Origin of the sequence: Methylobacterium sp. E-066 (genome assembly GCF_022829635.1) — a bacterium.
In the GTDB taxonomy this organism is placed as follows: Bacteria; Pseudomonadota; Alphaproteobacteria; order Rhizobiales; family Beijerinckiaceae; genus Methylobacterium.
On record NZ_JAKSYO010000092.1, the window covers coordinates 93,634 to 119,466 of the forward strand.

Below are 25,833 nucleotides of genomic sequence, written 5' to 3' on the forward strand. Positions count from 1 at the left end.
CCATCAAATGCCTCGATCGGTGGTGGGATGCATGGCGGCTGGCGTCAACCGCAGGCGGCGCGTCCGCGCCATGCGGGCGGATCAGCCCGGATCGAGGGCGCGCAGAGCCGGGTCGATCAGCGCGCGCAAGTCTGCCCGCGTCGCCCCGTCCCGCGCCTGGAACGAGATCGCCTGCAAGATGCCGTGATAGAACGCCGCGAGCCGGGGGATGTCCGTGTCCGCGGCCAGTTCCCCGTCCGCGACGCCACGCCGGAGCCTGTCCGAGACGACTTCGACGGTCCTGCGTCGAGCGCGCATGAGATGTTCGCGCACCGCCTCGTTCGCCGGCAGGCAATTGACCACGCCGAGGATCAGCAGGCAGCCGCCGGGCTTCGTCGAGAGCGCGACCTCGACGCTGCCCTCCAGCATCGCGCGAAGGCCGTCCCGGACGGTCGCCGCCGCGTCGAGCGCCCGCATCTGGGCCGAGCCGACCGTGGCGATGTACAGGTCGATCGCCTCGCGGAACGCCGCCTCCTTCGAGCCGAAGGCCGCGTAGAAGCTCGGCGGATTCACCCCGATCGCGGCCGTCAGATCGTTGAGCTGCGCACCCTCGTAGCCCTTGGCCCAGAACACCTGCATCAGGCGCTCGAGAGCCTGATCGCGGTCGAAGCCGCGGGGCCGTCCTCGCGCGGAAGCCATCGCACACCTTTCTGTAGCAAGATTTATAGAATGGCTTGACCATCCGGAGCAAGCTCGCCTACCCATTCTGTAGTCGAGTTTACAGAAATGGGGGCCGACGATGCGGGCAGCGGAGACAACGGTCGAATCACGGGATGTGACTGGCGCGGTCGAGCCCGGCGCCGCCACGGTGCCGCCCTGGGTCTATCTCCTGAGCGCGACGATCTTCGTGATCACCACGGCGGAGTTCATGGTCGCCGGGCTGATGCCGTCGCTGGCCACGGCCTTCGCGGTCTCCGTCGGCGAGATCGGCAACCTGATCGCGCTGTTCGCCCTCGGCATGACCTTCGGCGGCCCGCTGGTGATCGCCCTGCTGCTGCGGCTCGGGGTGCCGAACAAGGACGCGCTGCTGTGGCTGCTCGGCGTGTTCCTGATCGCCAGCACGCTCGTCGCCCTGGCGCCGAGCTACGCGGTGATGGCGCTCGCCCGCACCCTCCAGGGCGTGACCAGCGCCGCCTGCTTCGGGATCGGCCTGACGCTCTGCGCCGAATCGGTTCGGGTCGACCTTCGTGGGCGCGCCGCCTCCCTGGTCCTGGCCGGGCTGACGATCTCGCCGGTCGTCGGCGTGCCCGCCGCGGCGCTGATCAACGACCTGTTCGGCTGGCGCACCAGCTTCTGGCTCGTGGTCGGGCTGACGGCCCTGTGCATCGCCATCGTCGGCCCGACGATTCCGAGACCTGCCCGCCGCACGCAGCTCGACCTCGCGTCCGGTCTGGCCGACCTGCGCAACGGCCGCCTCTGGGCAGCCTACGCGACCAGCGGGCTGATCATCGGGGCGACCTTCTCGGCTTTCAGCTACGTCACCGCCATCTTCACCGAGGTCACCGGGCTGGCGCCAAAGCTGATCCCGATCGTGCTGGCGGCCTATGGCGTCGCGACCGTGATCGGGAACCTGATCATCGGCCGGCTGGCGGATCGCCATACGATCCCCGTCCTGGCCATCGGCCTCGTTATCCTCGGCGCGGCTCTGGCGAGTTTCGCGGCCTTCCCGACCGACGCGGCCGTCAGCGTCGCTGCGTTCCTCGTGATCGGCCTGACCGGTGTGTCCCTCAACCCGGCCATGGTCGCCCGGGTGATGCGGGTCGCCCATCCCGGCCCGCTGGTGAACAGCCTCCACGCCTCGGTGATCACCGCCGGCCTCGCCTTCGGCACCTGGCTCGGCGGCTTGGCGATCGACCGGGGTCACGGCCTCGCGGCCCCGCTCTGGATCGGCGCGGGGCTCGCGGGGCTCGGGCTGCTCAGCCTGGTCCCGCGCCGGGCGCGGGACCTGACCTGACGGATCCGCTCAGCGCGGCGGGGGCGCCCCTTGCGCCGTCCCCTGCTGCAGCAGCGGCGTGATCCGCCGGACCGTGACGCGGCGGTTCTCCCGGGAGGCGCCCTGCGTGTTCACCTTCAGGGACTGCTCGCCGTAGCCCTGGGTGGTCAGGTTCTCCGGCGGGACCTGGAACTGCTGGGTCAGCACGGTTGCCACCGACTGCGCCCGGCGGTCCGACAGGGACAGGTTGTCGATGTCGGAGCCGACCGCGTCGGTGTAGCCCTCGATCAGAAAGACCTCCTGCGGGTTGGCGCGGATCGCCCGGTTGATCGCCGCGGCGATCACCGACAGCCGGGCCGCCTGGTCCGGCGTGACCGTGAACGAGGCCGTGTCGAAGGTGATCGTGTCGATATCGACCGAGCGCATCCGGGCGCGCAGGTCCGGGCTGTAGCGGACCTGATCCAGGGTGTAGCGGCGGTCCACGGCGACCACCGGCGGGGCCGTCAGTGCCTCGTAGACCGCGCCCTCGTCCGCCTGCTCGTATTCCACCACGTAGCGGTCGCGGGGGATGCGGATGTCGGGGGGCGGCAGCACGACCACGTCGTCGTAGATCGGGCGCGGCGGGCCGGCCGTGCTGTTGTCGATGATCACCACCTCGCGGCCATCGCGAAAACGGCGGTAGCGGCGCAGCATCCGCCCGTCATCGTCCGTGACGGTGACGATCTGCTCGCCGCCCGGCCGGTCGATGAAGCTGTAGAAGTCGGCGCCGCGTCGCTCGGAGCGGAAGCCGCGCGGGTCGAGATCCCGGAAGCGCTCGTTCTCGTCGTGGCGGATCAGATAGCCGTCGCGATCCCGGACGATGATCCGCCCGGGCTCCCGGTAATAGGTCCGGCCGCCCTCGCTGAATTCGCGCCGGTCGCGGCGGACCTGATCGTAGTCGCGCACGTCGTCGTCCGTCCGGAAACCGCCCGGAACGTAGCCGGGCTGGCCCGGCGTGTTGAACGCGCCGCGCGCGCCCAGGCCGCCCCCCGGCGGCTGACCCGGCTGGGCGCCGGGCGGCGGGGGCGGGGCGTCGGCGCCGGGCGGTGGCGCGGGCGGCTGGACGGGGCGGCCGGGTACCCCCGGCGCCATGTTCGGCGGCACCGGGCGACCGGGCTCGGCGCCGGGCTGCGGCTGGACGCCGGGCGGGTTTTCCAGGCGTTGGACGGGCCGGCCGGGGACGCCGGGGGCCATGTTGGGCGTTACGGGTCGACCGGGCTCTGCGCCGGGGCCAGCATTCGGCTGGGGCTGAGCGCCCGGCTGGGCGTCCGGCCGCTGCACGGGCCGACCCGGCACGCCGGGGGCCGCGCTCGGAGGTGGCGCGCCTGGGCCGCCGGGGCGCTGCGCCGGTGCCTCGCGATCAGGAGCAGCATCCCGGCGCTGCGCCGGAGCGTTCGGCGCGGCATTCGGCACCGCCCGCTCCGGGTCGGGCGCCCGGCGGTCCTGATCCGGCGCACGCTGCGGCTGCGGCGGACGCTCCGGCGTCGACCGGGGTGGCGGCGGAGGCGATAGATCCCGCTGCGCCGGTTGCCTGTCGGGTCCGAGCCGTTCCGGCGCGGGCCGATCGGGCGCGCGCCGCTGCTCAGGCGCCGGACGCTCCGGCCCGGGGCGTTCCTGGCTGTCCGGCCCCCGATCCGGCCGGCGCTCCTGCGCGGGCGGACGGGCCGCAGGCGGCTCGGGCCGGCGCTCGGGAGCACGTTCGCGCGGGGGCGGCTCGGCCTGAGGCTGGCGCTCGCGCGGTGGCTCGGGACGCTCCCGCGGCGGCGGGGCGCGCTCGGGGCGCGGCTCCGGCCGTTCACGTGCGGCGGGCGGTGGACCGGGCGGCGGCCCGGGACGCTCCTGCGGCGGCCGTTCTGGGCGGGGGCCACCATGCGGAGGCTCGCCGCCGCCGCGCGGGCCGCGCTCGTCGGGGCCGCCCTGGGCCAGGAGCATCCGGTCCGGAGATGAGACCGCGGGCTGCACCAGGGTCAGGCCCGGGAGCACCGTGCCGGTGAGGAGGATCAGTCGCAGCAGCCGCATCGGGGCCTCGTTTCGGATCGAGCCGACCCGAACCCCGTGCGCGGCCTATGGTTCCGAGCCGGCGGCTCAAGACTCCGTCAGGGCGTCAGCCGCTGGGGCACCGCGATCATGTCGGGGGCGATGATCCGCACCGCGACATGGTCGGGCTTGGTGCCCGCCAGCTTGGCCTCGCCGGCCTTCTCCGCCGCGCCGGCATTCAACTCGACCCCGGCGCGTCCGGCGGCGTCGGCGGCGAGTTCGGCCGCGGTCCGGTCGGCTCGGCCGACCAGGGTCAGGCGCACCTTCGGCCGCGACAGGGCCTCGGCCTGCATCGGCGTGACGAAGATATCGCCCTTGTGCCGCACCAGCATGCTCTCGGCCTTCACCAGGGACTGCGCCCAGGTCTGGTTCTGCGGCTTGCAGGAGCAGTTCGGGACGAATTCCTTGCGGAACTTGAACGCGTTGGCGAGGCTCACATAGGCACGGCTGCCTTTCACCGAGGCGGCGTGCTTCAGCGCCTCGTCGCCGTAGGGCATCGCATAGGCCTGGGCCTCGGTGCCGGGGCAGAGCGCCTGGCACATCTCGTCGGCACCGCCGCGCCCTTCGGGCAGGTTGCGCATCGGGAAGAAGCCGCCGTCGCAGGTCCGCACGCAGACCATCTGCGGGCCGCCCTTGGCATAGGCCTCGCCGGTGGAGACGTAGGTTTCCCGGGCCGGGCAGTTGGCGGTGACAAGCCCCTGCAACTCGCGCTTGCGGGCGCCGCTGTCGTCGAACACCGCGCCGCCATAGGTCGCCTTGAGGGCGCGGATGCGCTGCTCCACGGCGCCGCACTGGGGCGGGCGGGTGTCGAAGAACAGGAACTTGCCGCCCTCGCAGCTGAGGCCGCGGAAATACGCTTCCAGCCGTCCGATCTCGTCGTTGAGCGCCCGGGTCGTGCTGGCGCCGTTCTGGACGGAGGCGAGTTCGGCCCGGTAGCGCCGGCAGAGCGGCGACGGAAGCTGCGGCACGCCCGGCCTCGCTTCTCCGGCGACCGGCGGGCTCGGCGGAGCATCCTGCGCCCGCGCGGTGTCGAGGCTGAGAGACAGACCGCACGCCAACGCCGCGCTCAAGATGAGGCGGCCGAGCGAACGGACGATCGGACGGTCAAGCATCGGCTGCTGCATCGCGTTGATCGGAAATGCCGCAATCCACCCTGGTCGGGCGCTGTTCTGCCCCGGCCTCGGGACCGAAGCAGCTTGAGTGTACGCCCCCTCGCAAGGTGGCGACACCCCTCCTACATCGGGGCGGCGCGCTCAGGCAGGGAATTGACCCGTGATGTGGTTTCGGAGTCTCACCTATGTTGGGCTTGTCGCCCTCGGCCTCTCGGCGGCCGGACCGGCCTCGGCCCAGGAGCCGGACCGGATCTTCTCCAAATCCACGGTCTGGCGGCCGCTGACCCCCAACGACAAGCTGGTGGTCTACGGCATCGACGACCCGGCCGTGTCGGGGGTCGCTTGCTGGTACACGCAGCCGGAAAAGGGCGGCATCAAGGGGACGCTCGGCTTGGCCGAGGACGTCTCCGACATCTCGCTGGCCTGCCGCCAGACCGGGCCGATTGCCTTCAAGGGCAAGCTGGGCCAGGGCGAGGTCGTGTTCAGCGAGCGGCGTTCGCTGATCTTCAAGTCGATGCAGATCGTGCGCGGCTGTGACGCCCAGCGCAACACGCTGATCTACATGGTCTATTCGGATAAGGTCATCCAAGGGTCGCCGAAGAACTCGACCTCGGCGGTGCCGCTGGCGCCCTGGGGCACCGAGCCGGCGCCGAAATGCTCGGATTTCGTGAAGGGCTGACGGCGCGCGTCAGTCCCGGCAGGTGATGCGGATCGGGCGCTCGGTCGGGGTCGCGATCGGCTGCTCGATGGCGCCGGTATACTCGTCGGCCGCGGCGATCCCGAAGGTGTTGGCGGCAGCGTAGCCCTGCGCCTCGCACCAGGCATTGGCGACCACCTGGCCGCATTCGCTGCCGGGGGTCGTCAAGCAGTCGCCGACGCCGTAGCCGTCGCTCGACGGGATCAGGAACGTCTTCTCGACATGGGCCGGCACCTTCGCGGGCGTCTCGCCGTCGCTGCCGGCGAACGCACCTTGCGCGAGGCAAGCCGTGGCCAGGCAAGCGGCGATGACGAAGTAACCGGCGGCCGTGCGTCGCATCGAAGGTCCTTGTGTGCAGTATCTTAGGTGTGAGGAGCTTGGGCCGGACGGTCCGACGGCGCGGTTAAGGAAGGCTTACCCGCCGCTCGTGAGGGCCATCTCGAATTCCTCACGCTTTTGCGTTAGCCCCATCGAGCGGGCGGCACCGTCGCCGCAGTGCAACAGCGGGCGGCTGCGGCAGGGCGTGAGCCGCCATGGTTCGGCCGCTCTTCGTGTCGCAGAGCCCGCAGGTCGTTGAGGGCAGGGCCGGTTTTCCGGCGACGGCGCGGCGCCGGATTTCGGCCGCGGCGCCGGAAGGGGATGGGTTTCATGGCGCCGATGTTGCGGTTCTACAACACGCTGACCGGTGCCAAGGAGGCGTTCGCGCCGATCGATCCCGCCCAGGTGCGGATGTATGCCTGCGGCCCGACCGTCTACGACGCGGCCCATATCGGCAACGCGCGCCCGATCATCGTCTTCGACCTGCTGTTCCGGCTGCTGCGCCATCTCTACGGGCCGGCGCACGTCACCTACGCCCGCAACGTCACGGACGTGGACGACAAGATCAATGCCCGCGCGGCCGAGCGCGGCATCACGATCCGCGAACTCACCGACGGCACGCTGGCGCAGTTCCACCGGGACCTGCGCGATCTCGGCGTGCTGAGCCCCGAGGACGTGAATGTGCCGGGCGAACCGCCCCGTTTCATCGAGCCCCGGGCCACCGATCACATTGCCGAGATGCGCGCGATGATCGACGCGCTGGTCGCCGGGGGGCACGCCTACGTGGCCGAAGGGCACGTGCTGTTCGACGTGCCGGCGATGCCCGATTACGGCCGCCTCTCGAAGCGTCCCCTCGACGAGATGGAGGCCGGTGCCCGGGTCGAGGTCGCGCCCTACAAGCGCTCGCCCCTCGATTTCGTGCTGTGGAAGCCGTCGAAGCCCGGCGAGCCGTCCTGGCCGTCGCCCGCCGGCATCGCCGAGCCCGGGCGTCCAGGTTGGCATATCGAGTGCTCCGCGATGTCGGCCAAGCACCTCGGCAAAACCTTCGACATCCATGCCGGCGGCATCGACCTGATCTTCCCCCACCACGAGAACGAGGTGGCGCAATCGCGCTGCTGCTTCGGGACGCCGGTGATGGCCAATGTCTGGCTGCACAACGGCTTCCTGCAGGTGGAGGGGGAGAAGATGTCGAAGTCACTCGGCAACTTCATCACCATCCGCGACGTGCTGAAGGATTGGCCCGGCGAGGTCGTGCGCCTGACTATGCTCAAGACGCATTACCGGCAGCCGATCGACTGGACGTTGCGCGGACTTGAGGAGTCGAGCCGCGTGCTCGACCGCTGGTACAACGCCGCCGGGGATAGGCCGGCCGCCGAGGCGGTGCCGAGCTCGGTTCTCGACGCGCTCTGCGACGACCTCAACACGCCGGCGGCGATCAACGCGCTGCACGGCCTTGCCGGCGGCGGTTCCGACGAGGCGGCTTCGCTGCGGGCCGGCGCGAACCTGTTCGGCCTGCTCACGCGCACCCGCAGCGACCGCGAGCAGGATCAGGTCGCCGCCGCCGGGATCGATGTCGCCGCCGTCGAGGCTCTGATCGCCGAGCGCCGGGCCGCCCGGGCCGCGAAGGATTGGGCCGCCTCCGACCGGGCCCGCGACGCGCTCGCCGCCATGGGCGTATCAGTGAAGGACAACAAGGACGGCACCAGCACCTGGACGGTGGCGCGCTGAGCTGGGCCGCGTCCTCTCGCCCGATTGCGCCGAGTGCCTGGTGCCGCATCTCTGATGGCGGGGCTCGGAGCAGCAGGGTTTGCGCGTGATCAGTGTCGGGACCATCGGGACGCGGCTCGCAGCCGCTCTAGGCGCCTCCGCGATCGGGCTCGGTCTGGCGGGGCCGGCCGCGGCTATCGACGGCGGGGCGCCGGCGGGGCGGGATGCGCTGGCGCAGGCCACCGTCGCGATCGGGACGATCACCCAGCCCGAGGAAGCGCTGAACCTCACCCGGTGCACCGGGATCCTGATCGCGCCGGACCTGGTGCTCACCGCAGCGCATTGCGTGAACGGCGATCCGCTCGGCGCGCTCGTGGTGTTCTTCCGCGGCACCGAGCCGGCGCGGCCGGTCTACGGGGCGCGGGTCGCCGCTCGCTACAGCCCCGATCCCGGCGAGATGCTGCCGAACGCGGCCCCCGACGTGAGCCTCGCCGACCTGTCCCTCGACCTCGCGGTCCTGCGCCTGACCGAGCCGGTGCGCGACCGGCGGCCGGTGCCGCTCGCGGCCGATCCCCGCCGTATCCCGAAGAGCCTGCGGATCGCGGGTGCCGGCCTGTCCGGGCGCGGCGTCGGGCGCCTGCGCACCGCCAGCCTGACGCCGGTGGCGGCGAGCAACACAGGCCTGACCATCGCCCGGGCGAACGGCGCCCGGATCTGCTTCGGCGATTCCGGCGGTCCCGTCGTCGCGCAGGATCGCGGCGGCACCTATGTCTGGGGCGTGGCGAGCGCCGTGATCACCCGGACCGCCCCGTGCGGCGGCTACGTGGTGGTCGCGCCGGCCGCCCAGGTCTTTTCCGGGACCGGGGTTCGGTAAGTCCCAAACACGCGAAAACCCCGCGCGGCCGAGCCGCACGGGGTTTTTCAAGACGGGGATGACCCGTGACGGATCAGACCGCCATGCGCTCTTCGGCATCCATCGGCTCGCGCAGCACGTAGCCGCGGCCCCAGACGGTCTCGATGTAGTTCTTGCCCTGGCTGGCGTTGGCGAGCTTCTTGCGCAGCTTGCAGATGAACACGTCGATGATCTTCAGTTCCGGCTCGTCCATGCCGCCGTAGAGATGGTTGAGGAACATCTCCTTGGTGAGCGTCGTGCCCTTCCGCAGCGAGAGGAGTTCCAGCATCTGGTACTCCTTGCCGGTCAGGTGCACCCGGGCGCCGCCGACCTCGACGGTCTTCTGGTCGAGGTTCACGATCAGGTCGGCGGTGGTGATCACCGACTGGGCATGGCCCTTCGAGCGGCGCACGATGGCGTGGATGCGGGCCACCAGCTCGTCCTTGTGGAACGGCTTGGTAAGGTAATCGTCGGCCCCGAAGCCCAGACCCTTCACCTTGTCCTCGATGCCGGCCATGCCGGAGAGGATCAGGATCGGCGTCTTCACCTTCGCCACGCGCAGGTTGCGCAGAACCTCGTAGCCCGACATGTCGGGCAGGTTCAGATCGAGGAGGATGATGTCGTAATCGTAGAGCTTGCCGAGGTCGATCCCCTCTTCGCCCAGGTCGGTCGTATAGGTGTTGAAGTTCTCGGACTTGAGCATCAACTCGATGCTCTGCGCGGTCGCGCTATCGTCCTCGATCAAAAGTACCCGCATCGTCGGTCCCCAGCCCCGCCGGCCGCATCAGCGCGCAGACACGTCCCCACCGATCACCCGCCACCGGCCTGTGGACGGGCGCTCCGTCGCTCTTGACGTGGAACGCTATGGATTAATCGTTAACAAAACCTGATTCCCACCCGCAAGCGTCTCGTTCACCGGCCCGCGAGCTTGACGGGAGGAATGAGGTCCCTCCACGCCTGCCCGGGGCTGTGATTCCGGTCCGTCCGCGATCGGCACGCCCGCGACCTGGGGCGTAAGTGCTTCCCCCGTAACGACCCGATCCCGGCTGTGATCCTGCGGCCACAGCCCCACGACTTCGTGAAGCGTTAAAAGCCGCGGGAGCCCGGATCGGGCCGCTACGAGCCCGATGACCTCAGTGTTAAGGAGGCCGGTAAACGAAGCGTTGAGAGCGAGGCGGATGACACAGGTTCCGGCAAGGTCCGTTACCAATCTCGCCGCGGCGCAGGCCGCCCTCGATCGGATCGAGGTGCTGGAGACGTTCGGCCGGGTGGTGGCGATCCGCGGCCTGCTGGTCGAGGTGGCCGGGCCGGTGGCGGCCATGCGGCTCGGCGGCCGGATCGACGTGGAGGGCGCCAACGGCCTCGGGCTGGTGCCGTGCGAGATCATCGGCTTCCAGGGTGACCGGGCGCTCGCCATGCCGTTCGGATCCCTGGAGGGGGTCCGCCGCGGCTGCCCGGCCTATGTGCGCGACGAATCAGCCGGCGCGATCCGTCCTTCGGCCGCCTGGCTCGGGCGGGTGGTCGACGCCCTCGGTCGCCCGGTCGACGGGCTCGGGCCGCTGCCGCAGGGGCCGGACGTCTATTCGCTCCGCGCCGACCCGCCCCCCGCCCATGCCCGCGCCCGGGTCGGCGGACCGCTGGACCTCGGGGTCCGGTGCATCAACACCTTTCTGACCATGTGCGCCGGCCAGCGGATGGGCATCTTCGCCGGCTCCGGCGTCGGCAAGTCCGTGCTGCTGTCGATGCTGGCCCGCTACACCGCCGCCGACGTGGCGGTGATCGGCCTCGTGGGCGAGCGCGGCCGCGAGGTTCAGGAGTTTTTGCAGGACGATCTCGGCGCCGCCGGCCTCGCCCGCTCGGTGGTGGTGGTGGCGACCTCGGACGAGCCGGCGCTGATGCGCCGCAACGCCGCCTACGTGACGCTCTCGGTGGCCGAGCATTTTCGCGACCAGGGCGCGAAGGTGCTGTGCATGATCGATTCGATCACGCGCTTCGCCATGGCCCAGCGCGATATCGGCCTCGCGGCGGGCGAGCCGCCCACCGCCAAGGGCTACACGCCGACGGTGTTCTCCGAATTGCCGCGCCTGCTCGAGCGGGCCGGACCCGGGGTGGGCGCCGGGACGATCTCGGCCCTGTTCACCGTGCTGGTCGAGGGCGACGACCACAACGAGCCGGTCGCCGACGCGGTCCGCGGCATCCTGGACGGCCACATCGTCATGGAGCGGGCCATCGCCGAGCGCGGGCGCTATCCGGCGATCAACGTGCTGCGCTCGGTTTCCCGGACCATGCCGCGCTCCTGCGATCCGACCTACCTGCCGCTGGTCCGCCAGGCCCGGCGGGTGCTGTCGACCTACGCCGACATGGAGGAACTGATCCGGCTCGGCGCCTACCGGGCGGGCTCCTCCCAGGAGGTCGACGAGGCCGTGGCGCTCATGCCTCAGCTTGAGGCTTTTCTGGGGCAGGGTAAGGAAGAAGCAACGTCCATCGGCGATGGTTACGCACGGCTCAGCCAGATCATCGGCGGGGCCTAGGCATCATGCAGCGAAGCGGTAACCGCTCGGGTGCATTGAGTGATGCGGAACTAGGGTCTGAGCAGGTTCGCCGTTGCGATCCTGTTCAGGGCACGGGCCGGGTACGGTCCTTGGCGCGGCCCTGAGCGTTGCGTGGAGTGAGCGTCCCAATGAAATCGCGTGACACGCTGATCCGGCTGCGTCGCTTCCAGGTTGATGAGAAGCGGCGGCGTGTGACCCAGATCGAGATGATGATGGCCGACTTCCAGCGCATGGCGGTGGAACTCGACCGCGAGGTCGCCGTCGAGGAAGCCCGCGCCGGCATCACCGATGTCGGGCATTTCGCCTACCCGACCTATGCCCGCGCCGCCGCCGGCCGCCGGGACAACATGCGCCAGTCCGCCCAGGCGCTGGAGGGCCAGCTGGCCGAGGCCAAGGCCGAACTCGGCGAGGCGTTCGAGGAACTGAAGAAGGTCGAGATCCTGAACGATCGCGAGCGCACCGCCGAGCGTGCCGCCGACGCGATTCGGGATCAGGCCGCGATGGACGGGATCGGCCTCAACCGCGCTCGCGGCTGACGTGGTCGAAGGGGCTTCACGCACCCACGCGTTGAACCCCGTGCGGCGCCCGGTTCTCCGAGTCCGCGTGTGATGTGCCGGCAACGCGGCACGAAACCGTCATGATCGCCTGACAAGGGGATCGGGATGGCCTCGATCCGCTTGCGGCGCGTTGCAGGGCGGCGCATCAGGGGCTCTCCCCGGGGCGTCGGTGTACATGAAGAAGCTCAGCGAGTTCATCTGGCCGTTGATCGGCCTCGCCGCAGTCGTCGTATCGGGCTACTTTCTCTATCAAGAGTTGAAGACCACATCGCTGTCGGCGATCTGGTCCGCGATCCTGGCGATCCCGCCCCATCGCATCCTGCTCGCCGCGGTCTCGACGCTGGTCGCCTACGCCGCGCTGGCCTGGTACGACCGGATCGCGCTGCTGCACCTGGGCGTGCGCCACATCTCGTGGCTGTTCGTCTCGCTGTGCTCGTTCACCACCTACGCCCTGTCGCACAATATCGGCGCCTCGGTGTTCTCCGGCGCCCTGGTGCGCTACCGGGCCTACACGGCCAAGGGCCTGTCGGCCGCCCAGGTCGCCGTCTTGGTGGCCCTGTGCTCGTTCACGTTCTTCCTCGGCACGATCCTGCTCGGCGGCTTCACCCTGGTGGTGGATCCGAACCTCCTGACGCGGCTCGAAGGCCGGCTTCCGGGCTTCCTCACCGACCCGAAGACGGCCCTGGTTGTCGGCATCGGCATGCTGGGTTTCGTGGCGCTCTATGTGCTCGGCTCGATCCTGCACCTTCGGCCGCTTCACATCCGCTCGTTCAAGCTCGAATATCCCCGGCCCGGCATCATGGCCCGGCAGCTGCTGGCGGCGCCGCTGGAGCTGCTCGGCGCGGCGGGCATCATCTACTTCGCCCTGCCGGAGGCGATGAACCCCGGCTTCATCCCGGTGCTCGCGATTTTCTTGGCCTCGTTCTCGGTGGCGCTCGCCTCGCACGCCCCGGGCGGCCTCGGCGTGTTCGAGATCGTGTTCATCACCGCGATGCACATCACCGACGACGCCCAGAAGGACGCCATCATCGCGGCGGTGATCATCTTCCGGATCTTCTACTTCTGGATCCCGGCGCTGATCTCGGTTGTCGTCGTGGTGCTGTTCGAGCGTTCCCGCCTCGCCGCCGCCATCGCGACGCCGGCCACGGTGCCTTCGACCGTGCCGGAGCCGCCGGTGGTCGTGCCCGGTCTCGACGCGCACGAGCTGGAGCGGGAGCTGAAGCAGAAGGCGATCTGACGGGGACCACCTGGGCCACTCATTCGATCGACCCGCATCGTCATCGCGAGCCCAGCGAAGCGACCTAGGGACACGCGTCAGTCTGGAAGCGCGCGCCGCCCTGGGTTGCTTCGCTACGCTCGCAAGGACGGTGAAAGGTGGCACTCAGCCTGATCAATGGCGTCAGGCCGCCGTCCCTCAGATCGACCCCACGGTGCGCAGCCGCGCCCGCGGGTGGATCTCCGCCTGGCTCATCACCGGCGTCTCCCGGCGGAAGCGCTCGATGATCGAGCGCACGAACGGCCGGGACTGTGCCGAGGTGACCAGCACCGGCATCTCGCCCTGCCGGGCCGCGGTCTCGAAGCGGTCGCGGACCGTGGTGACGAACTCGCTGAGCTTCGAGGGCTGCATGGCGAGGTATCGCTCCTCGCGCTCGCCGACGATCGATTCCATGAAGGCCTGCTCCCAGGCGGGCGACAGGGTGATGATCGGCAGGGTGCCGTTCTGGTCCTGGTACTGGGCGCAGATCTGCCGCCCGAGCCGGGCGCGGACATGCTCGACCACGTCGCGCGGGTTCTTCACCGCGCCGGCGACTTCCGCGATCCCCTCGACGATCGCCCCGAGGTCGCGGATCGACACGCGCTCCGAGAGCAGGAACTGCAGCACCCGCTGCACGCCGGTGGTCGAGATCTGCGACGGCATGATCTCCTTGAGCAGTTCGGCGTGCTCCTTGGGCAATTCACGCAGGAGCTTCGAGACCTCGACGTGGTTGAGCAGTTCGGAGACGTGGGCCTTGATCAGCTCGGTGAGGTGCGTCGAGACCACGGTGGCGGCATCCACCACGGTGTAGCCCTTGAGCTGCGCCTGGTCGCGCAGCGACGCGTCGATCCAGGTCGCCGGCAGGCCGAAGGTGGGCTCCAGCATGTGCTGGCCGGGCAGTTGCACCTGGCCGCCCATCGGATCCATGGCCATGAACTGGCCGGGAAAAATCCGGCCGGTGCCGGCCTCGATCTCCTTGACCCGGACCACGTAGGAATTGGCATCGAGCTGGACGTTGTCGAGGATGCGCACCGACGGCATCACGAAGCCGAGCTCGGCCGCGAGCTGGCGGCGCAGGGCCTTGATTTGGTCGGTGAGCCGGTCCTGGCCCTCGCCGTTGACCAGGGCGAGCAGCGCGTAGCCCATCTCGAGCTTCAGGTCGTCGAGCTTGAGCAGGTCGGTGACCGTTTCTTCCTTCGCCGTGGCCGCGGCCGCGACGGCCTTGGCGTCCATCGGGACGCCCTCCGCGTCCAGCGGCGGGGCCTCATTGGCGGTCTTGTTGGTGCGCCACGCGGCGTAGCCCGCCCCGCCGCCGAGCAGCAGGAACGGCAGCATCGGCATGCCGGGCAGGAGCGCGATCAGGAACATCACGGCGGCCGACATGCCGAGCGCCTTGGGATAATGCGCCAGCTGCTTGCCGAGCGCCTTGTCGGCCGAGCCTTTCACGCCCGCCTTCGAGACCAGGATGCCGGCCGCGGTGGAGACGATCAGCGCCGGGACCTGGCTCGCCAGCCCGTCGCCGATGGTGAGCAGGGTGTAGCTCTTGGCGGCGTCGCCGAAGCTCAGGCCCTGCTGCGCCACGCCGATGACGATGCCGCCGACCACGTTGATGAACGTGATCAGCAGGGCCGCCACCGCGTCGCCGCGGACGAATTTCGAGGCGCCGTCCATGGCGCCAAAGAACGAGGATTCTTCCTCCAGGGCGGCCCGGCGGGCCTTGGCGACCTTCTCGTCGATCAGGCCGGCCGAGAGGTCGGCGTCGATCGCCATCTGCTTGCCGGGCATCGCGTCGAGGGTGAAGCGCGCCGCGACCTCGGCGATGCGGCCCGAGCCCTTCGTGATGACCACGAAGTTCACGATGATCAGGATCGCGAACACGATGATCCCGATGACGAAGTTGCCGCCCATCACGAAGTTGCCGAAGGCCTCGATGACGTGGCCGGCCGCCGCCGTGCCCTCGTGGCCGTGGCCCAGGATCAGGCGGGTCGAGGCGAGGTTGAGCGCCAGCCGCAGCATCGTGGCGATCAGCAGCAGCGTCGGGAAGACGGTGAATTCGAGCGGATTGTCGATCGACAGGCCGACCATCATGATCAGCACCGAGACGATGATCGAGACCGCCAGCAGCAGGTCGAGCAGCACCGCTGGCAGCGGAAAGATCAGCACCGCCAGGATGCCCATGACGCCGGTGGCGAACATGAGATCCGAGCGCTTGGACAGCGCATGGAGGTCGCCGCGGGTCGGCAGCGCGAGCTGACCCAGGACCGATGCGGCCCCGCTCATAACCCCGCCGCTGGCCGGCGCGCTCGCCGTATCCGCCATCGTTCTCGATCCATCGCCGTCCGCCCCGGGGGATCCGAGGGGCGCACCCGGCAAGATCTGCCGAGTGGATGGTTAGCGCGCCGTTAAGAACCGGCCCGGTGGGAGCGGAACCCGCACGGCCTTCGCCACTTGTCCGGGCGGCAGCCCACCGATCGAAAGAGCCCGCATGGCCGCGCGCGTCCTCACCGCCCTGTTCGACGAGTACGACACCGCCACGGGCGTGGTCGATCAGCTGGAGGCGGCGGGTATCCCCCACGCCGACATCAGCATCCTGGCCAACCGGGCCGAGCCGGCCGCGATCCAGGATCGGCCGTTCGGCGATCCCCAGCCCGATGTGGTCGATCCGGTGGACGCCGCCGGGACCGGCGCAACGGTCGGCACGGTTCTGGGCGGTGGGGCCGGGTTGCTGGCCGGGCTCGGATTGCTGGCGATTCCCGGCCTCGGGCCCGTGGTCGCGGCGGGCTGGCTGGTGGCGGCCGCGGCCGGCGCAGGCGTCGGCGCTGCGGCGGGCGGCCTGATCGGCGGCCTCACTGGCGCCGGGCTGACAGAGGGCGAAGCCGAGACCTATGCGGAAGGCGTGCGCCGGGGCGGGACCCTCGTGACGGTCCGGGCCGAAGACCACCTGGCCGACGGCGTGATGGCGATCCTCGACCGTGCCGGATCGATCGACCTCGACGAGCGTGCCGAGGGCTGGCGAGCCCAGGGCTGGAGCGGTGGGTCAGCGACGAATGGCTGACCCGGATCGGGTCAGTTCATCATCTTCCGGGCGAACATCGAGGCGGCGAACAGCACGGCCGCCCCCGCGGTGACTAGGCTGATCATCAGGATCCGCCGCGGCTCGACCGAGGATTCCGCCTTCACCGGCTCGACGATCGGGCTGAAGAACTCGATCTGACGCGCCGCGACGATGCGGGCGCGCTCATGGGCGGTCAGCACCTGCTGGTAGTACTTCTCGGCGTTCTTGCGGTCGTTCTCCAGGGCCTCGAACCGGGTCAGGGCGTCAGACAGCAGGCGCTTCTGCTCCGGATCCTGGCTGGCCGCCTGCCGCTCGATCCGGGCGATGTTGTCGTCGAGATCCTTGATCTGCTGCTTGATGTCGATGATCCGACGCGACTCCGGGCCGAGATCGCGCTGGCCGATGGCGAGCTGCACCGCCAGGTTGATCCGGGCCGCCCGCAGCTCGGAGACGATCTTGAGATTGGCCTCGTTCGATTTCTGCGCGTCGAGCACGCCTTCACGATTGCGCAGGTCGCGCATCGCCACGCGGATCTTGGTCATGCGCTCTTCGGCAAGCTTCAGCTCGCGCGTGCTCTCGGCAACCGCATCTTCGCGCGCCTTGATGCTGAGGTCGTTCACCATCCGCTCGGCCTCCGTCATCACGGCTTTCGCGATGGCGAGGGACTCGTCGGGGTCGAACGCCTCGACCGTGAGCGACATGATGCCGGAGCCGGACTCGATCTCGACGCCGACGCGGCGCTTCCAGTAGCGGAGGAACTTTTCGACCGGTTTTTCCGGATCGAAGCGGGAGAAGTAGTCGATGCTGTCGCGGCTGAACCACTCGCGGATCGGGAGCTTGGCCTCCATCGTCTCGAGCATCGGCCGGCTGAGGATGTACTCGTAGGTGATCAGGCTGTCCTGGGCCACCATCTGGCTCGGCACGCCCGAAGAGGTGCCGACCGAGTCCGGCGCCGCCTTGTCGGCCGTTCCCAGTGCCGGACGGATCGCGAAGCGCGCCTCACTGACGTAGCGGTCCGAGGCGATCAGGCCGAAATACACCGCTCCGGCCAGCGTCGGCAGCACGAAGCAGAGCACGAACAGGATCGGGATCCAGGGATCGTTCTTGACGTGGCTTTGGTAGGACCGGATGCCCTTCTTGCGGTCGACGAACCGCGACATGCGGGCGATCTGCCGCAATGATTCGGTGACCGCCTGCTGGCGATCCGCGGTCGTCAGCGGCTGCCCCTCGGCTTTCCGGATCTCCATGTTCATGACCTGATCCCCGGCCTCCCCGGACTCGACGGCCGGCCCGTCACCGGGCTCTCGACCGCGCCGAAACGCTCGCGTCGGATGCCTCTCGCACGGGGAGGCGGCAAAAGCATGTCTTCGCGAGGGTTTCCAGTCTGCGTCCCTCCGAACGACGGTGTCGGCTTTTCGCGGACTGATTCGTGATCGCTCAGGCGTTGAGGCGCCGATAGACCTCGATCGCGTCGTTGACGTCCTCGTAGACGATCGCGCGCCCGTTGAGCAGGACGAGGCCCTGCGTGCACCACTGGCGGATCGTCTCCATCGAGTGGGAGACCATGATGATGTCGGCGTTCTTGCGCCGTTGGGAGAACACCTCGTCGCAGCGCTTGGAGAAGCGGGCGTCGCCCACCGAGGTGATCTCGTCGATCAGGTAGCAGTCGAACGGAATCGCCATGCTCATGCCGAAGGCGAGCCGGGCGCCCATACCGGACGAGTAGGTGTAGATCGGCACGTCGAGGTAGCTGCCGAGTTCGGAAAAGTCCTCGACGAAGTCGAGCACGCGACGCGGATCCTCGCCGTAGATGCGGGCGACGAACATGACGTTGTCGCGGCCGGTCATCTTGGGATGGAAGCCGCCGGCGAAACCCAGCGGCCAGGAGATCCGCAGGCCGCGGTGGATCTTGCCGCGGGTCGGGTCCTCCGTGCCGGCGATGAGCCGCATCGTGGTCGACTTGCCGGCGCCGTTGATGCCGAGGATCCCGTAGGAAACGCCGGGCTTCAGGGTGAACGACACCTGCTCCAGGATCGTCCGCTTGTGGCCGTCGGTGCGGTAGACCTTGCTGACTTTCTCGAAACGGATCACCGGGGTGGTCTCCAGGGCGGGTTGCCGAAACGCCGGCCCGTGCTGTCTGGCTGCGCGGCTCCTGCCCGCGGAAAGCGGCGAATCTGAGAAGGCGGCCGCTGCGCCGCGCCGTGCCGGCTACGCTCATAGGGTCGCCGGACGGCCCGCAGCCTCAGCGACATTGCGAGGGCAGCGCATGGTCCCACCCCGCCTCGAAGCGCTGAGTCGCTTCAATGCGATTGCGACGACGAGGCGGCCTGATCGGATGCTCACTCCGACTGGCGATCGCCTCAGCGCCTGTTTGACCGGTCATTCCCATCCTCGCCCTCATCCTGAGGTGGCGTAGCGGAGCGGAGCCCTCGAAGGAGCTCTCCAGCCAGCCGCGCGATCCCTGGAGGGCTCCTTCGAGGCTGCCGCGCAGCACCTCAGGATGAGGGGAGAGATCAGGATCTCCATCGAACAGAACCGTCCTTCGACTGCGATCGCGCAGTCAAACAGGCTTTCAGACCGCCCGAACAAAATCTTGCAACAAAGTGCCGTTTCCGGCCGCTCTGGTTGACGGCTCAAGGTATTTGGCATACCAGATACCAATCAGCAGAGGGAATGCGGTGCAGCGTTCCGGACCATCCGGAACTTTAGCGCCATAGCCGCGAGGGAGGCCCTGATGACGAATCCGAGCAACGTTCGCTTCGGCAGACATCTCCTCCAGAGCTGCGTTCGTCGGCGGCGAGCATACGGGGCGATCCGTGGCGGACGCTAACACCCTGCTCGATCGCCCGCCCGCGGATGATTTGACGGGCCTCGTCGCGGCCATCGGCGACGCCGTGGTGGTGGCCGATCCGGACGGCGCGATCACGGTCTGGAACCCGGCGGCTGAGCGGATCTTCGGCTTCACCGCCGATGACGCCCTCGGGCAGACCCTCGACCTGATCACGCCGGAGCGGCACCGGCGCCGTCACTGGGACGGCTACGCCAAGACCATGCGAACCGGCGTCACCCGCTACGGGGCGGAGACCCTGCGGGTGCCGGCAATCCACAAGGACGGCCACCAGCTCTCCATCGCCTTCACGGTCGGGATGATCCGGGACGCGTCGGACCGGGTGACCGGGATCGTCGCGGTGATCCGCGACGAGACCGAGCGCTGGACCGAGGAAAAGCGCCTGCGCCAGCGCGTGGCAGACCTCGAAGCCCTTCCGAACGGATCCTGACAAACGGGACCGTCCGAAGACCGCAAGCCTCACCGTGCAAGGGAGAACGCCAGATGAGCAAGCCGTTGGATGGGATCAAGATCATCGACTTCACCCACGTGCAGGCCGGTCCTGCCTGCACACAGCTGCTGGCGTGGTTCGGCGCCGACGTGATCAAGGTCGAGCGGCCGGGCTCCGGCGACGTGACCCGCACGCAGCTGCGCCACGTCGAGGATGCGGACGCGCTCTACTTCACGATGCTGAACTCCAACAAGCGTTCTCTGACGCTCGACACCAAGACCCAGGCCGGCAAGGAAGTCTTGGAGAAGCTGATCCAGGATTCCGACGTGATGGTCGAGAATTTCGGCCCCGGGGCACTGGACCGGATGGGCTTCTCCTGGGCGCGCATCCAAGAACTCAATCCCGGGATGATCCTGGCCTCCGTGAAGGGCTTCTCCGAAGGCCACCATTACGAGGACCTGAAGGTCTACGAGAACGTCGCCCAATGCGCCGGCGGCGCCGCCTCGACCACCGGCTTCTGGGACGGGCCGCCCACCGTCAGCGCCGCCGCACTCGGTGATTCCAACACCGGCATGCACCTCGCCATCGGTATCCTCACGGCGCTCCACCAGAAGAACAAGACCGGCACCGGCCAGAAGGTCGCCGTGTCGATGCAGGATTCGGTGATCAACCTCTGCCGGGTGAAGCTGCGCGACCAGCAGCGCCTCGATGCCCTGGGCTACCTTGAGGAATACCCGCAATACCCGCACGGAGAATTCTCGGACGTGGTGCCGCGCGGCGGCAATGCCGGCGGCGGCGGCCAGCCGGGCTGGGTGCTCAAGTGCAAGGGCTGGGAGACCGACCCGAACGCCTACATCTACTTCACGATCCAGGGCCATGCCTGGGCGCCGATCTGCAAGGTGCTCGGCCGCGAGGAGTGGATCACCGATCCCGCCTACAACACCGCGCGGGCCCGGCAGGACAAGATCTTCGACATCTTCAAGACCATCGAGGAATGGCTTGCCGACAAGACCAAGTTCGAGGCGGTGGACATCCTGCGCACCTACGACATCCCCTGCGCGCCGGTGCTGTCGATGAAGGAGATCGCCGAGGACAAGTCGCTGCGCGCCAGCGGCACCGTGGTCGAGGTGCCGCATCCGAAGCTCGGCAGCTACCTGACCGTTGGCAGCCCGATCAAGTTCTCCGACATGACCGTCGAGGTGAAGGCCTCTCCGCTGCTCGGCGAGCACACCGACGAGGTGCTGACCGGCCTCGGCTATAGTCCCACGCAGATCCAGGCGATGCACGAGGCCCAGGCGGTCTGATAAGCGGCTCCGAATCTCCGCTATCCTGAAGCGGGACGGCGCGCCCTGCGCCGTCCCGTCTCGTCTGTACGATCCGGATCCGATGCGATCACTGCTCAGCCGTCTCCTTCCGGAGCTGACGCCGGTCAGCCAGCGCGAGCGGCTGCGCTCGGCCGCGGGCGCCCTGCTGGGGATCCTGGCGACCGGCTTGGTATGCCGCGCCGCCGTGGGCGAGGCCGCCCCTGTGCTGATCGCCCCGATGGGTGCCTCCGCGGTGCTGCTCTTCGCGGTTCCGGCGAGTCCCTTGGCGCAGCCCTGGTCGATCCTCGGCGGCAACCTCGTGGCCGCCCTGGTCGGCGTCACGGCGGCGATCTGGGTACCCGACTCGTTCGTCGCGGCCTCGGTGGCGATCGGGCTGGCGATCGCCCTGATGATGGCTTTGCGCTGCCTGCACCCGCCGAGCGGGGCGGTGGCCCTCACGGCGGTGCTGGGCGGCCCGGCGATCCGGGACCTCGGCTACGGCTTCGTGCTCTGGCCGGTGGCGGCCAACTCGCTGCTGCTCCTGGCCACGGCCCTGCTGTTCAACAACCTGACCGGCCGCGCCTACCCGCATCTGCGCCCGGCCGGCCCGCGGACCGACGACCAGGCACCGGCCTCCCGGCTCGGCTTCCTGGCCTCGGACCTCGATGCGGCGCTGGAGGATTTCGACCAGCTGCTCGATGTCGACCGAGGCGACCTGGAGCAGATCCTGCGGCGGGTGCAGATGCGTGTCTACGGGCGACGATCGGGGCAGACCACCTGCGCGGCGATCATGTCCCGCGACGTGATCGCGGTCGCGCCCGACGATTCCCTGGCGCAGGCGCTGCACCTGCTGCGCCGCCACCGGATCAAGGCCCTGCCGGTCACCGACGAGCGCGCCCGGGTGCTCGGGATCGTCACGCAGACCGACCTTCTCGACAAGGCGTCCTGGGACCGGAGCGGCCCGCGGCTCGGCCTCGGCCGCCGCCTGCGGCTGACCGTGGAGCGCGGGCGCGCCCCCCATGGCTGCGCCGCCGACATCATGAGCGCGGTCGAGCCCGTCACCCCGGACACGCCCGTGGCCGAGCTGGTGCTGCGGATGGCGGAAGCCGGCCTCCACCACCTCCCTGTGGTGGAGGCGGATGGCCGTTTGGTCGGGATCGTCTCGCAGACGGATCTGGTCCCGGCGCTGATCGCCGATGCCGGCAACACCGCACTGGCCGCCGCGCGCCCGGACGCTGTGCCCGCTTGACCCGCCGGCTCAACCCTTCTTGACGTTCCAGAACACCGGTACCCCGTTGAGCACCCCGGTCACCGAGGGCTTGTACGAGGTCTGGTTGAAGTACTGCCCGAGCGGCAGGTAGGGCACGTCCACGAAGGCCTGCTCCTGCAGGGCGTCCGCCAGCGTCCTGCGCGCGGCGGTATCGGGGGCGTCGAGCCATTCCTGGCGCAGCGCCTCGAGCTTCGGGCTCGTCGGCCAGCCCACCGGCGCATCGGCACCGGTTCCGCGCAGGAACGCGCTGACGGCCGGGTTGGCCTGGTCGAGCCCGGCCCAGAAGGTGCAGAAGATGCTCCAGCCACCCTGGGCGATCGGGTCGCGCTTGGCGCGCCGCTGGACCACCGAGCCCCAATCCATGACCTGATAATCGACGTTGAAGCCGGCGCGGGTCAGCATGTCGGCCGCCACGTCCGCCAAAGCCTTCAGGCTCGGGAAGTCGGAGGCGCCCATCAGCACCACCTTCTCGCCCTTGTAGCCGGCGGCGGCCAACGCCTTCTTGGCGGCGTCGAAGTCGCGCTTGCTCGTCAGCACGTCGAGGCCGGCCTCGCTCGCCATCGGCAGGCCGGGGCAGAAGAAGCCGGTCGGGACGTGCCTCAGCTTCGGATCGTCGCCGGTCACCGCCTGCATGAAGTCGGTCTGGTCGACCACCTTGAGCAGCACCTGCCGGATCGCCGGGTTGTCGAAGGGCGGCAGCAGCTGGTTCATGCGCAGGCAGCCGATCAGCCCGGTCGGGTCCTTGATCGACGTCTTCAGGCTGCCGAGCGTCGGCACGAGGTCGGAGGGCGGCTGCTCCCACCAATCCATCTCGCCGGTCTGCATCGCCGAGGCGGCGGTCGCCTGGTCGGGGATGACGTGCCACTCGACCCGGTCGAGGAAGGCGCGCTTGGGGCCCGAGGTCCATTGCGGCTCGCCGCCCTCGCGCGGGACGTACTTGTCGAAGCGCTCGTAGACGACCCGGGCGCCGACCATCCGCTCGTCCGCCTTGAAGCGGAACGGGCCGCTGCCGACCATCTCGGTCACCTGCGTGAACGCATCGGTTTTGGCGAGCCGCTCCGGCATGATCGCGCAGATCGGCGAGCCAACCTTGCCTAGGGCGTCGGGTAGGAGCGGGAACGGCTTTTTCAGCCGAAACTGGATGGTCCGATCGTCGGGGGCCGAGAGCTCGTCGGTGTAGGCCATGAGCGTCTGGCCCATCGGGTCGCGCTTGGCCCAGCGACCGATGCTGGCGACGCAGTCGCGGGCGAGCACCGGCGTGCCGTCGTGGAAGGTCAGCCCGGGCCGCAGTGTCATGCGCCACAGCTTGCCGTCATCCTCGACGACGTGGCCGGCGACCATCTGCGGCTGCGCGGCGTAGCTGGCATCGGTCCCGTACAGGGTGTCGAACACCGCGAGCCCGTGGTTGCGGGTCACGTAGGCGGTGGTCCAGATCGGATCGAGCACCGTCAGGTCGGCCTGCGGGATGAACTTGAGCACGCGGGAGGACCCGCCCTGCGCAAGCGCCGGGGCGGCGAGCGCCGCGCCCGACAGGGCCACGAAGGATCGTCTGGTCAGCATGTCGGCTCGCCCCTGCAGTGCGTGTCGCCGAAGCTTAGCATGAGGCGGGCCACGGGGAGGGGCGGGCGGCCCGTATCCGCGGGAGGATTACCGGTGGTTGTTGGCTGTCTCGGCTGGATGACGCGAGGTAGCCCGGCACGTCTGTGGAGCCGATCTCAGGATCACGCCGTCATTCCGGGGCGCCGCAGGCGAGCCCGGAATCCAGAAACGCCGATCATGCAAGACCTTGAATCGGCGGCGGTTATGGATCCCGGGCTCCGCTGTGCGGCCCCGGGATGACAGGGAGGATGCAGGGACGGAGAAGGATTTTATGAACCCGAGGGCGTCCCGCCATTGCTTATCCATCGGCCCGCTTGCGAGGCGACGGATGATGCACCTCACGCCTTCTTCTTGATCCCGCTCTGCGGGTTGAGGCTGCCGATATTGCCGCTCTCGCTGCCCGCGGCCGGGTCGATCACGGCGTTGACCAGTGACGGCCGGCCGGAATCCATCGCGGCGTTGACCGCCCGGGTCAGCTCGTCCGGCGAGGTGACGTGGTAGCCGTCGCCGCCGAAGGCCTCGATCATCTTGTCGTAGCGGGAATCCTTCACGAACACCGTGGTGCCCGGGTCGCGCCCGGTCGGGTCGGAATCGGTGCCGCGGTAGATGCCGTTGTTGTTGAACACCACGATGCAGATCGGCAGCCCGTACCGGCAGATCGTCTCGACTTCCATGCCGGAGAAGCCGAAGGCGCTGTCGCCCTCCACGCACAGGACCGGCTTGCCGGTCTCGATCGCGGCGGCGACGGCGAAGCCCATGCCGATGCCCATGATGCCCCAGGTGCCGACATCCAGGCGCTTGCGCGGCTGGTACATGTCGATGATGCCGCGCGCCAAATCGAGGGTGTTGGCGCCCTCGTTGACCAGGATCGCGTCGGGCCGCTCCTTCACGATGGTCCGCAGGGCGCCGAGCGCGGCGTGGAAGGTCATGGGCGAGGCGTTGCTCATGAGCTTGGGCGCCATCTTGGCGATGTTCGCCTCGCGCTTGGTCTTGAGCGTGTCGATCCAGTCGGCCGGGGGCTGCTGCCAGCCCTGGCCCATGCCCTCGAGGAGCGCCTGGACGCAGGAGGCGATGTCGCCGACCACCGGCGCGACGATCTCGACATTCGAGTCCATCTCGCGGGGCTCGATGTCGATCTGGATGAACTTGGTCGATCCGGGCTCGCCCCAGCTCTTGCCCTTGCCGTGCGACAGCAGCCAGTTCAGCCGGGCGCCGATCAGCAGCACCACGTCCGAATCCTTCAGCGCGGTGGAGCGCGCGGCGCCGGCCGAGAGCGGGTGCGTGTCGGGCAGCAGGCCCTTGGCCATGCTCATCGGCACGTACGGAATGCCGCTGGTCTCCACGAGGGCGCGGATCGCGTCGTCGGCCTGCGCGTAGGCCGCGCCCTTGCCGAGCACGATCAGCGGGCGGCGGGCGGATTTCAGGACGTCGAGGGCCCGGGTGATCGCCTCTGGGGCGGGGCGCTGGGCCGGGGCCGGGTCGATCACCTTGACCAGTGACGTCCGGCCGGCCTCGGCCTCCATCACCTGCGAGAACAGCTTGGCCGGCAGGTCGAGATAGATGCCGCCGGGACGGCCGGAGCAGGCCGCGCGGATCGCCCGGGCGACGCCGATGCCGATATCGGCCGCGTGCAGGACTCGGAAGGCGGCCTTGCACAGGGGCTTGGCGATGGCGAGCTGGTCCATCTCCTCGTAGTCGCCCTGCTGGAGATCGACGATCTCGCGCTCGGACGAGCCCGAGATCAGGATCATCGGGAAGCAATTGGTGGTGGCGTTGGCCAGCGCGGTCAGGCCGTTCAGGAAGCCCGGCGCCGAAACCGTCAGGCAGATGCCCGGCTTCTGGGTGAGGAAGCCCGCGATCGCCGCGGCATTGCCGGCATGCTGCTCATGCCGGAACGACACCACCCGCATCCCCGCCGCCTGCGCCATGCGGCCGAGATCGGTGATCGGGATGCCCGGGACCCCGTAGATCGTCGCGATGCCGTTGAGCTTGAGCGCATCGATGACGAGGTGGAAGCCGTCGGTGAGATCCGGCTCGGCCTCGATCTCGGGTGCGGTGTGGACGATCTTTGCCAGAGCGGTCATCGCGGTGTCTCCCAAAGGATTGATGCAGGGGCTTCCTGAGCCGGTGAGCCGGTGAGCCGGAGAACGTCCCACCCTCCGCCCTCATCCTGAGGTGCTGCGTAGCAG

21 protein-coding genes are annotated in these 25,833 nt (G+C 69.3%); 11 read left to right on the top strand and 10 right to left on the bottom strand.

Annotation, left to right across the window (positions count from 1 at the left end; translation table 11 throughout):
• Nucleotides 1–81 precede the first annotated feature (81 nt).
• Entirely contained in the window at nucleotides 82–678 is a 597-nt protein-coding gene (locus tag MKL20_RS11975; RefSeq protein ID WP_244036845.1) for a TetR/AcrR family transcriptional regulator, read from the bottom strand.
• Between the two features lie 136 nt (nucleotides 679–814).
• Here MKL20_RS11975 and MKL20_RS11980 point away from each other — a divergent pair, with 136 nt between their 5' ends.
• Nucleotides 815–1,993: an MFS transporter gene (locus MKL20_RS11980; RefSeq protein WP_244036846.1), complete on the top strand. Its 1,179-nt coding sequence runs from the start codon at nucleotides 815–817 to the stop codon at nucleotides 1,991–1,993.
• A 9-nt stretch (nucleotides 1,994–2,002) separates the two neighbouring features.
• Here the strand turns inward: MKL20_RS11980 and MKL20_RS11985 are convergent, their stop codons facing one another.
• Together MKL20_RS11985 and MKL20_RS11990 are read right to left on the bottom strand one after the other, a co-directional pair.
• Entirely contained in the window at nucleotides 2,003–4,030 is a 2,028-nt protein-coding gene (locus MKL20_RS11985) for an OmpA family protein (protein ID WP_244036847.1), read from the bottom strand.
• Nucleotides 4,031–4,107: 77 nt separating this feature from the next.
• Nucleotides 4,108–5,160: a DUF2865 domain-containing protein gene (locus MKL20_RS11990; protein ID WP_244036848.1), complete on the bottom strand. Its 1,053-nt coding sequence runs from the start codon at nucleotides 5,158–5,160 to the stop codon at nucleotides 4,108–4,110.
• Between the two features lie 163 nt (nucleotides 5,161–5,323).
• Here MKL20_RS11990 and MKL20_RS11995 point away from each other — a divergent pair, with 163 nt between their 5' ends.
• Entirely contained in the window at nucleotides 5,324–5,839 is a 516-nt protein-coding gene (locus tag MKL20_RS11995; protein WP_243972955.1) for a CreA family protein, read from the top strand.
• A 9-nt stretch (nucleotides 5,840–5,848) separates the two neighbouring features.
• Here the strand turns inward: MKL20_RS11995 and MKL20_RS12000 are convergent, their stop codons facing one another.
• Nucleotides 5,849–6,196, bottom strand: a complete 348-nt coding sequence (locus tag MKL20_RS12000; protein ID WP_243972953.1) for a hypothetical protein — start codon at nucleotides 6,194–6,196, stop codon at nucleotides 5,849–5,851.
• A gap of 309 nt (nucleotides 6,197–6,505) precedes the next feature.
• On the opposite strand from MKL20_RS12000, the gene cysS reads away from it, so the two are divergent.
• Both cysS and MKL20_RS12010 read left to right on the top strand, forming a co-directional pair.
• Nucleotides 6,506–7,903 (top strand): cysteine--tRNA ligase, encoded by a 1,398-nt coding sequence (cysS, locus tag MKL20_RS12005; RefSeq protein WP_244036849.1) that lies wholly within the window; start codon nucleotides 6,506–6,508, stop codon nucleotides 7,901–7,903.
• 85 nt (nucleotides 7,904–7,988) lie between these two features.
• Entirely contained in the window at nucleotides 7,989–8,756 is a 768-nt protein-coding gene (locus tag MKL20_RS12010) for a trypsin-like serine protease (RefSeq protein ID WP_244036875.1), read from the top strand.
• A 73-nt stretch (nucleotides 8,757–8,829) separates the two neighbouring features.
• On the opposite strand, the gene ctrA is transcribed toward MKL20_RS12010, so the two are convergent.
• Nucleotides 8,830–9,531, bottom strand: a complete 702-nt coding sequence (gene ctrA / locus MKL20_RS12015; RefSeq protein ID WP_147857559.1) for a response regulator transcription factor CtrA — start codon at nucleotides 9,529–9,531, stop codon at nucleotides 8,830–8,832.
• A gap of 421 nt (nucleotides 9,532–9,952) precedes the next feature.
• Between ctrA and fliI the strand changes: the two genes are divergently transcribed.
• From fliI to MKL20_RS12030, 3 genes are all read left to right on the top strand, one after another.
• Nucleotides 9,953–11,305, top strand: a complete 1,353-nt coding sequence (gene fliI / locus MKL20_RS12020; RefSeq protein WP_244036850.1) for a flagellar protein export ATPase FliI — start codon at nucleotides 9,953–9,955, stop codon at nucleotides 11,303–11,305.
• A 149-nt stretch (nucleotides 11,306–11,454) separates the two neighbouring features.
• Nucleotides 11,455–11,862, top strand: coding sequence for a flagellar export protein FliJ (gene fliJ, locus MKL20_RS12025; protein ID WP_092042766.1), 408 nt, complete (start codon nucleotides 11,455–11,457; stop codon nucleotides 11,860–11,862).
• Nucleotides 11,863–12,058: 196 nt separating this feature from the next.
• Complete coding sequence (locus tag MKL20_RS12030; RefSeq protein ID WP_243972947.1) at nucleotides 12,059–13,120, top strand: lysylphosphatidylglycerol synthase domain-containing protein; 1,062 nt, start codon at nucleotides 12,059–12,061, stop codon at nucleotides 13,118–13,120.
• A 177-nt stretch (nucleotides 13,121–13,297) separates the two neighbouring features.
• On the opposite strand, the gene flhA is transcribed toward MKL20_RS12030, so the two are convergent.
• Nucleotides 13,298–15,457 (bottom strand): flagellar biosynthesis protein FlhA, encoded by a 2,160-nt coding sequence (gene flhA / locus MKL20_RS12035; protein ID WP_244036851.1) that lies wholly within the window; start codon nucleotides 15,455–15,457, stop codon nucleotides 13,298–13,300.
• A 166-nt stretch (nucleotides 15,458–15,623) separates the two neighbouring features.
• On the opposite strand from flhA, the gene MKL20_RS12040 reads away from it, so the two are divergent.
• Nucleotides 15,624–16,193 carry a hypothetical protein gene (locus MKL20_RS12040; RefSeq protein WP_244036852.1) on the top strand — a complete coding sequence of 190 codons (570 nt, stop codon included), beginning with the start codon at nucleotides 15,624–15,626 and terminating at the stop codon, nucleotides 16,191–16,193.
• Between the two features lie 11 nt (nucleotides 16,194–16,204).
• Here MKL20_RS12040 and MKL20_RS12045 read toward each other — a convergent pair whose 3' ends face one another.
• Both MKL20_RS12045 and MKL20_RS12050 read right to left on the bottom strand, forming a co-directional pair.
• Nucleotides 16,205–17,446 (bottom strand): capsule biosynthesis protein, encoded by a 1,242-nt coding sequence (locus tag MKL20_RS12045; RefSeq protein WP_243972940.1) that lies wholly within the window; start codon nucleotides 17,444–17,446, stop codon nucleotides 16,205–16,207.
• 184 nt (nucleotides 17,447–17,630) lie between these two features.
• Nucleotides 17,631–18,284 carry an ABC transporter ATP-binding protein gene (locus MKL20_RS12050; RefSeq protein ID WP_243972939.1) on the bottom strand — a complete coding sequence of 218 codons (654 nt, stop codon included), beginning with the start codon at nucleotides 18,282–18,284 and terminating at the stop codon, nucleotides 17,631–17,633.
• A gap of 725 nt (nucleotides 18,285–19,009) precedes the next feature.
• On the opposite strand from MKL20_RS12050, the gene MKL20_RS12055 reads away from it, so the two are divergent.
• The 3 genes from MKL20_RS12055 (at nucleotide 19,010) to MKL20_RS12065 (ending at nucleotide 22,024) form a co-directional block, all read left to right on the top strand.
• The gene (locus MKL20_RS12055; protein ID WP_409568143.1) at nucleotides 19,010–19,471 is read left to right on the top strand and encodes a PAS domain-containing protein; all 462 of its coding nucleotides are present in this window, start codon (nucleotides 19,010–19,012) and stop codon (nucleotides 19,469–19,471) included.
• Between the two features lie 53 nt (nucleotides 19,472–19,524).
• A complete protein-coding gene (gene frc / locus MKL20_RS12060) occupies nucleotides 19,525–20,775 on the top strand; it encodes a formyl-CoA transferase (protein WP_243972938.1) in 1,251 nt (416 codons plus the stop codon).
• 82 nt (nucleotides 20,776–20,857) lie between these two features.
• Nucleotides 20,858–22,024: an HPP family protein gene (locus MKL20_RS12065; RefSeq protein WP_244036853.1), complete on the top strand. Its 1,167-nt coding sequence runs from the start codon at nucleotides 20,858–20,860 to the stop codon at nucleotides 22,022–22,024.
• A gap of 9 nt (nucleotides 22,025–22,033) precedes the next feature.
• Here the strand turns inward: MKL20_RS12065 and MKL20_RS12070 are convergent, their stop codons facing one another.
• Together MKL20_RS12070 and oxc are read right to left on the bottom strand one after the other, a co-directional pair.
• Nucleotides 22,034–23,605, bottom strand: coding sequence for an ABC transporter substrate-binding protein (locus MKL20_RS12070; protein ID WP_244036854.1), 1,572 nt, complete (start codon nucleotides 23,603–23,605; stop codon nucleotides 22,034–22,036).
• A 377-nt stretch (nucleotides 23,606–23,982) separates the two neighbouring features.
• Entirely contained in the window at nucleotides 23,983–25,728 is a 1,746-nt protein-coding gene (oxc, locus tag MKL20_RS12075; protein WP_244036855.1) for an oxalyl-CoA decarboxylase, read from the bottom strand.
• Nucleotides 25,729–25,833: the final 105 nt, after the last annotated feature.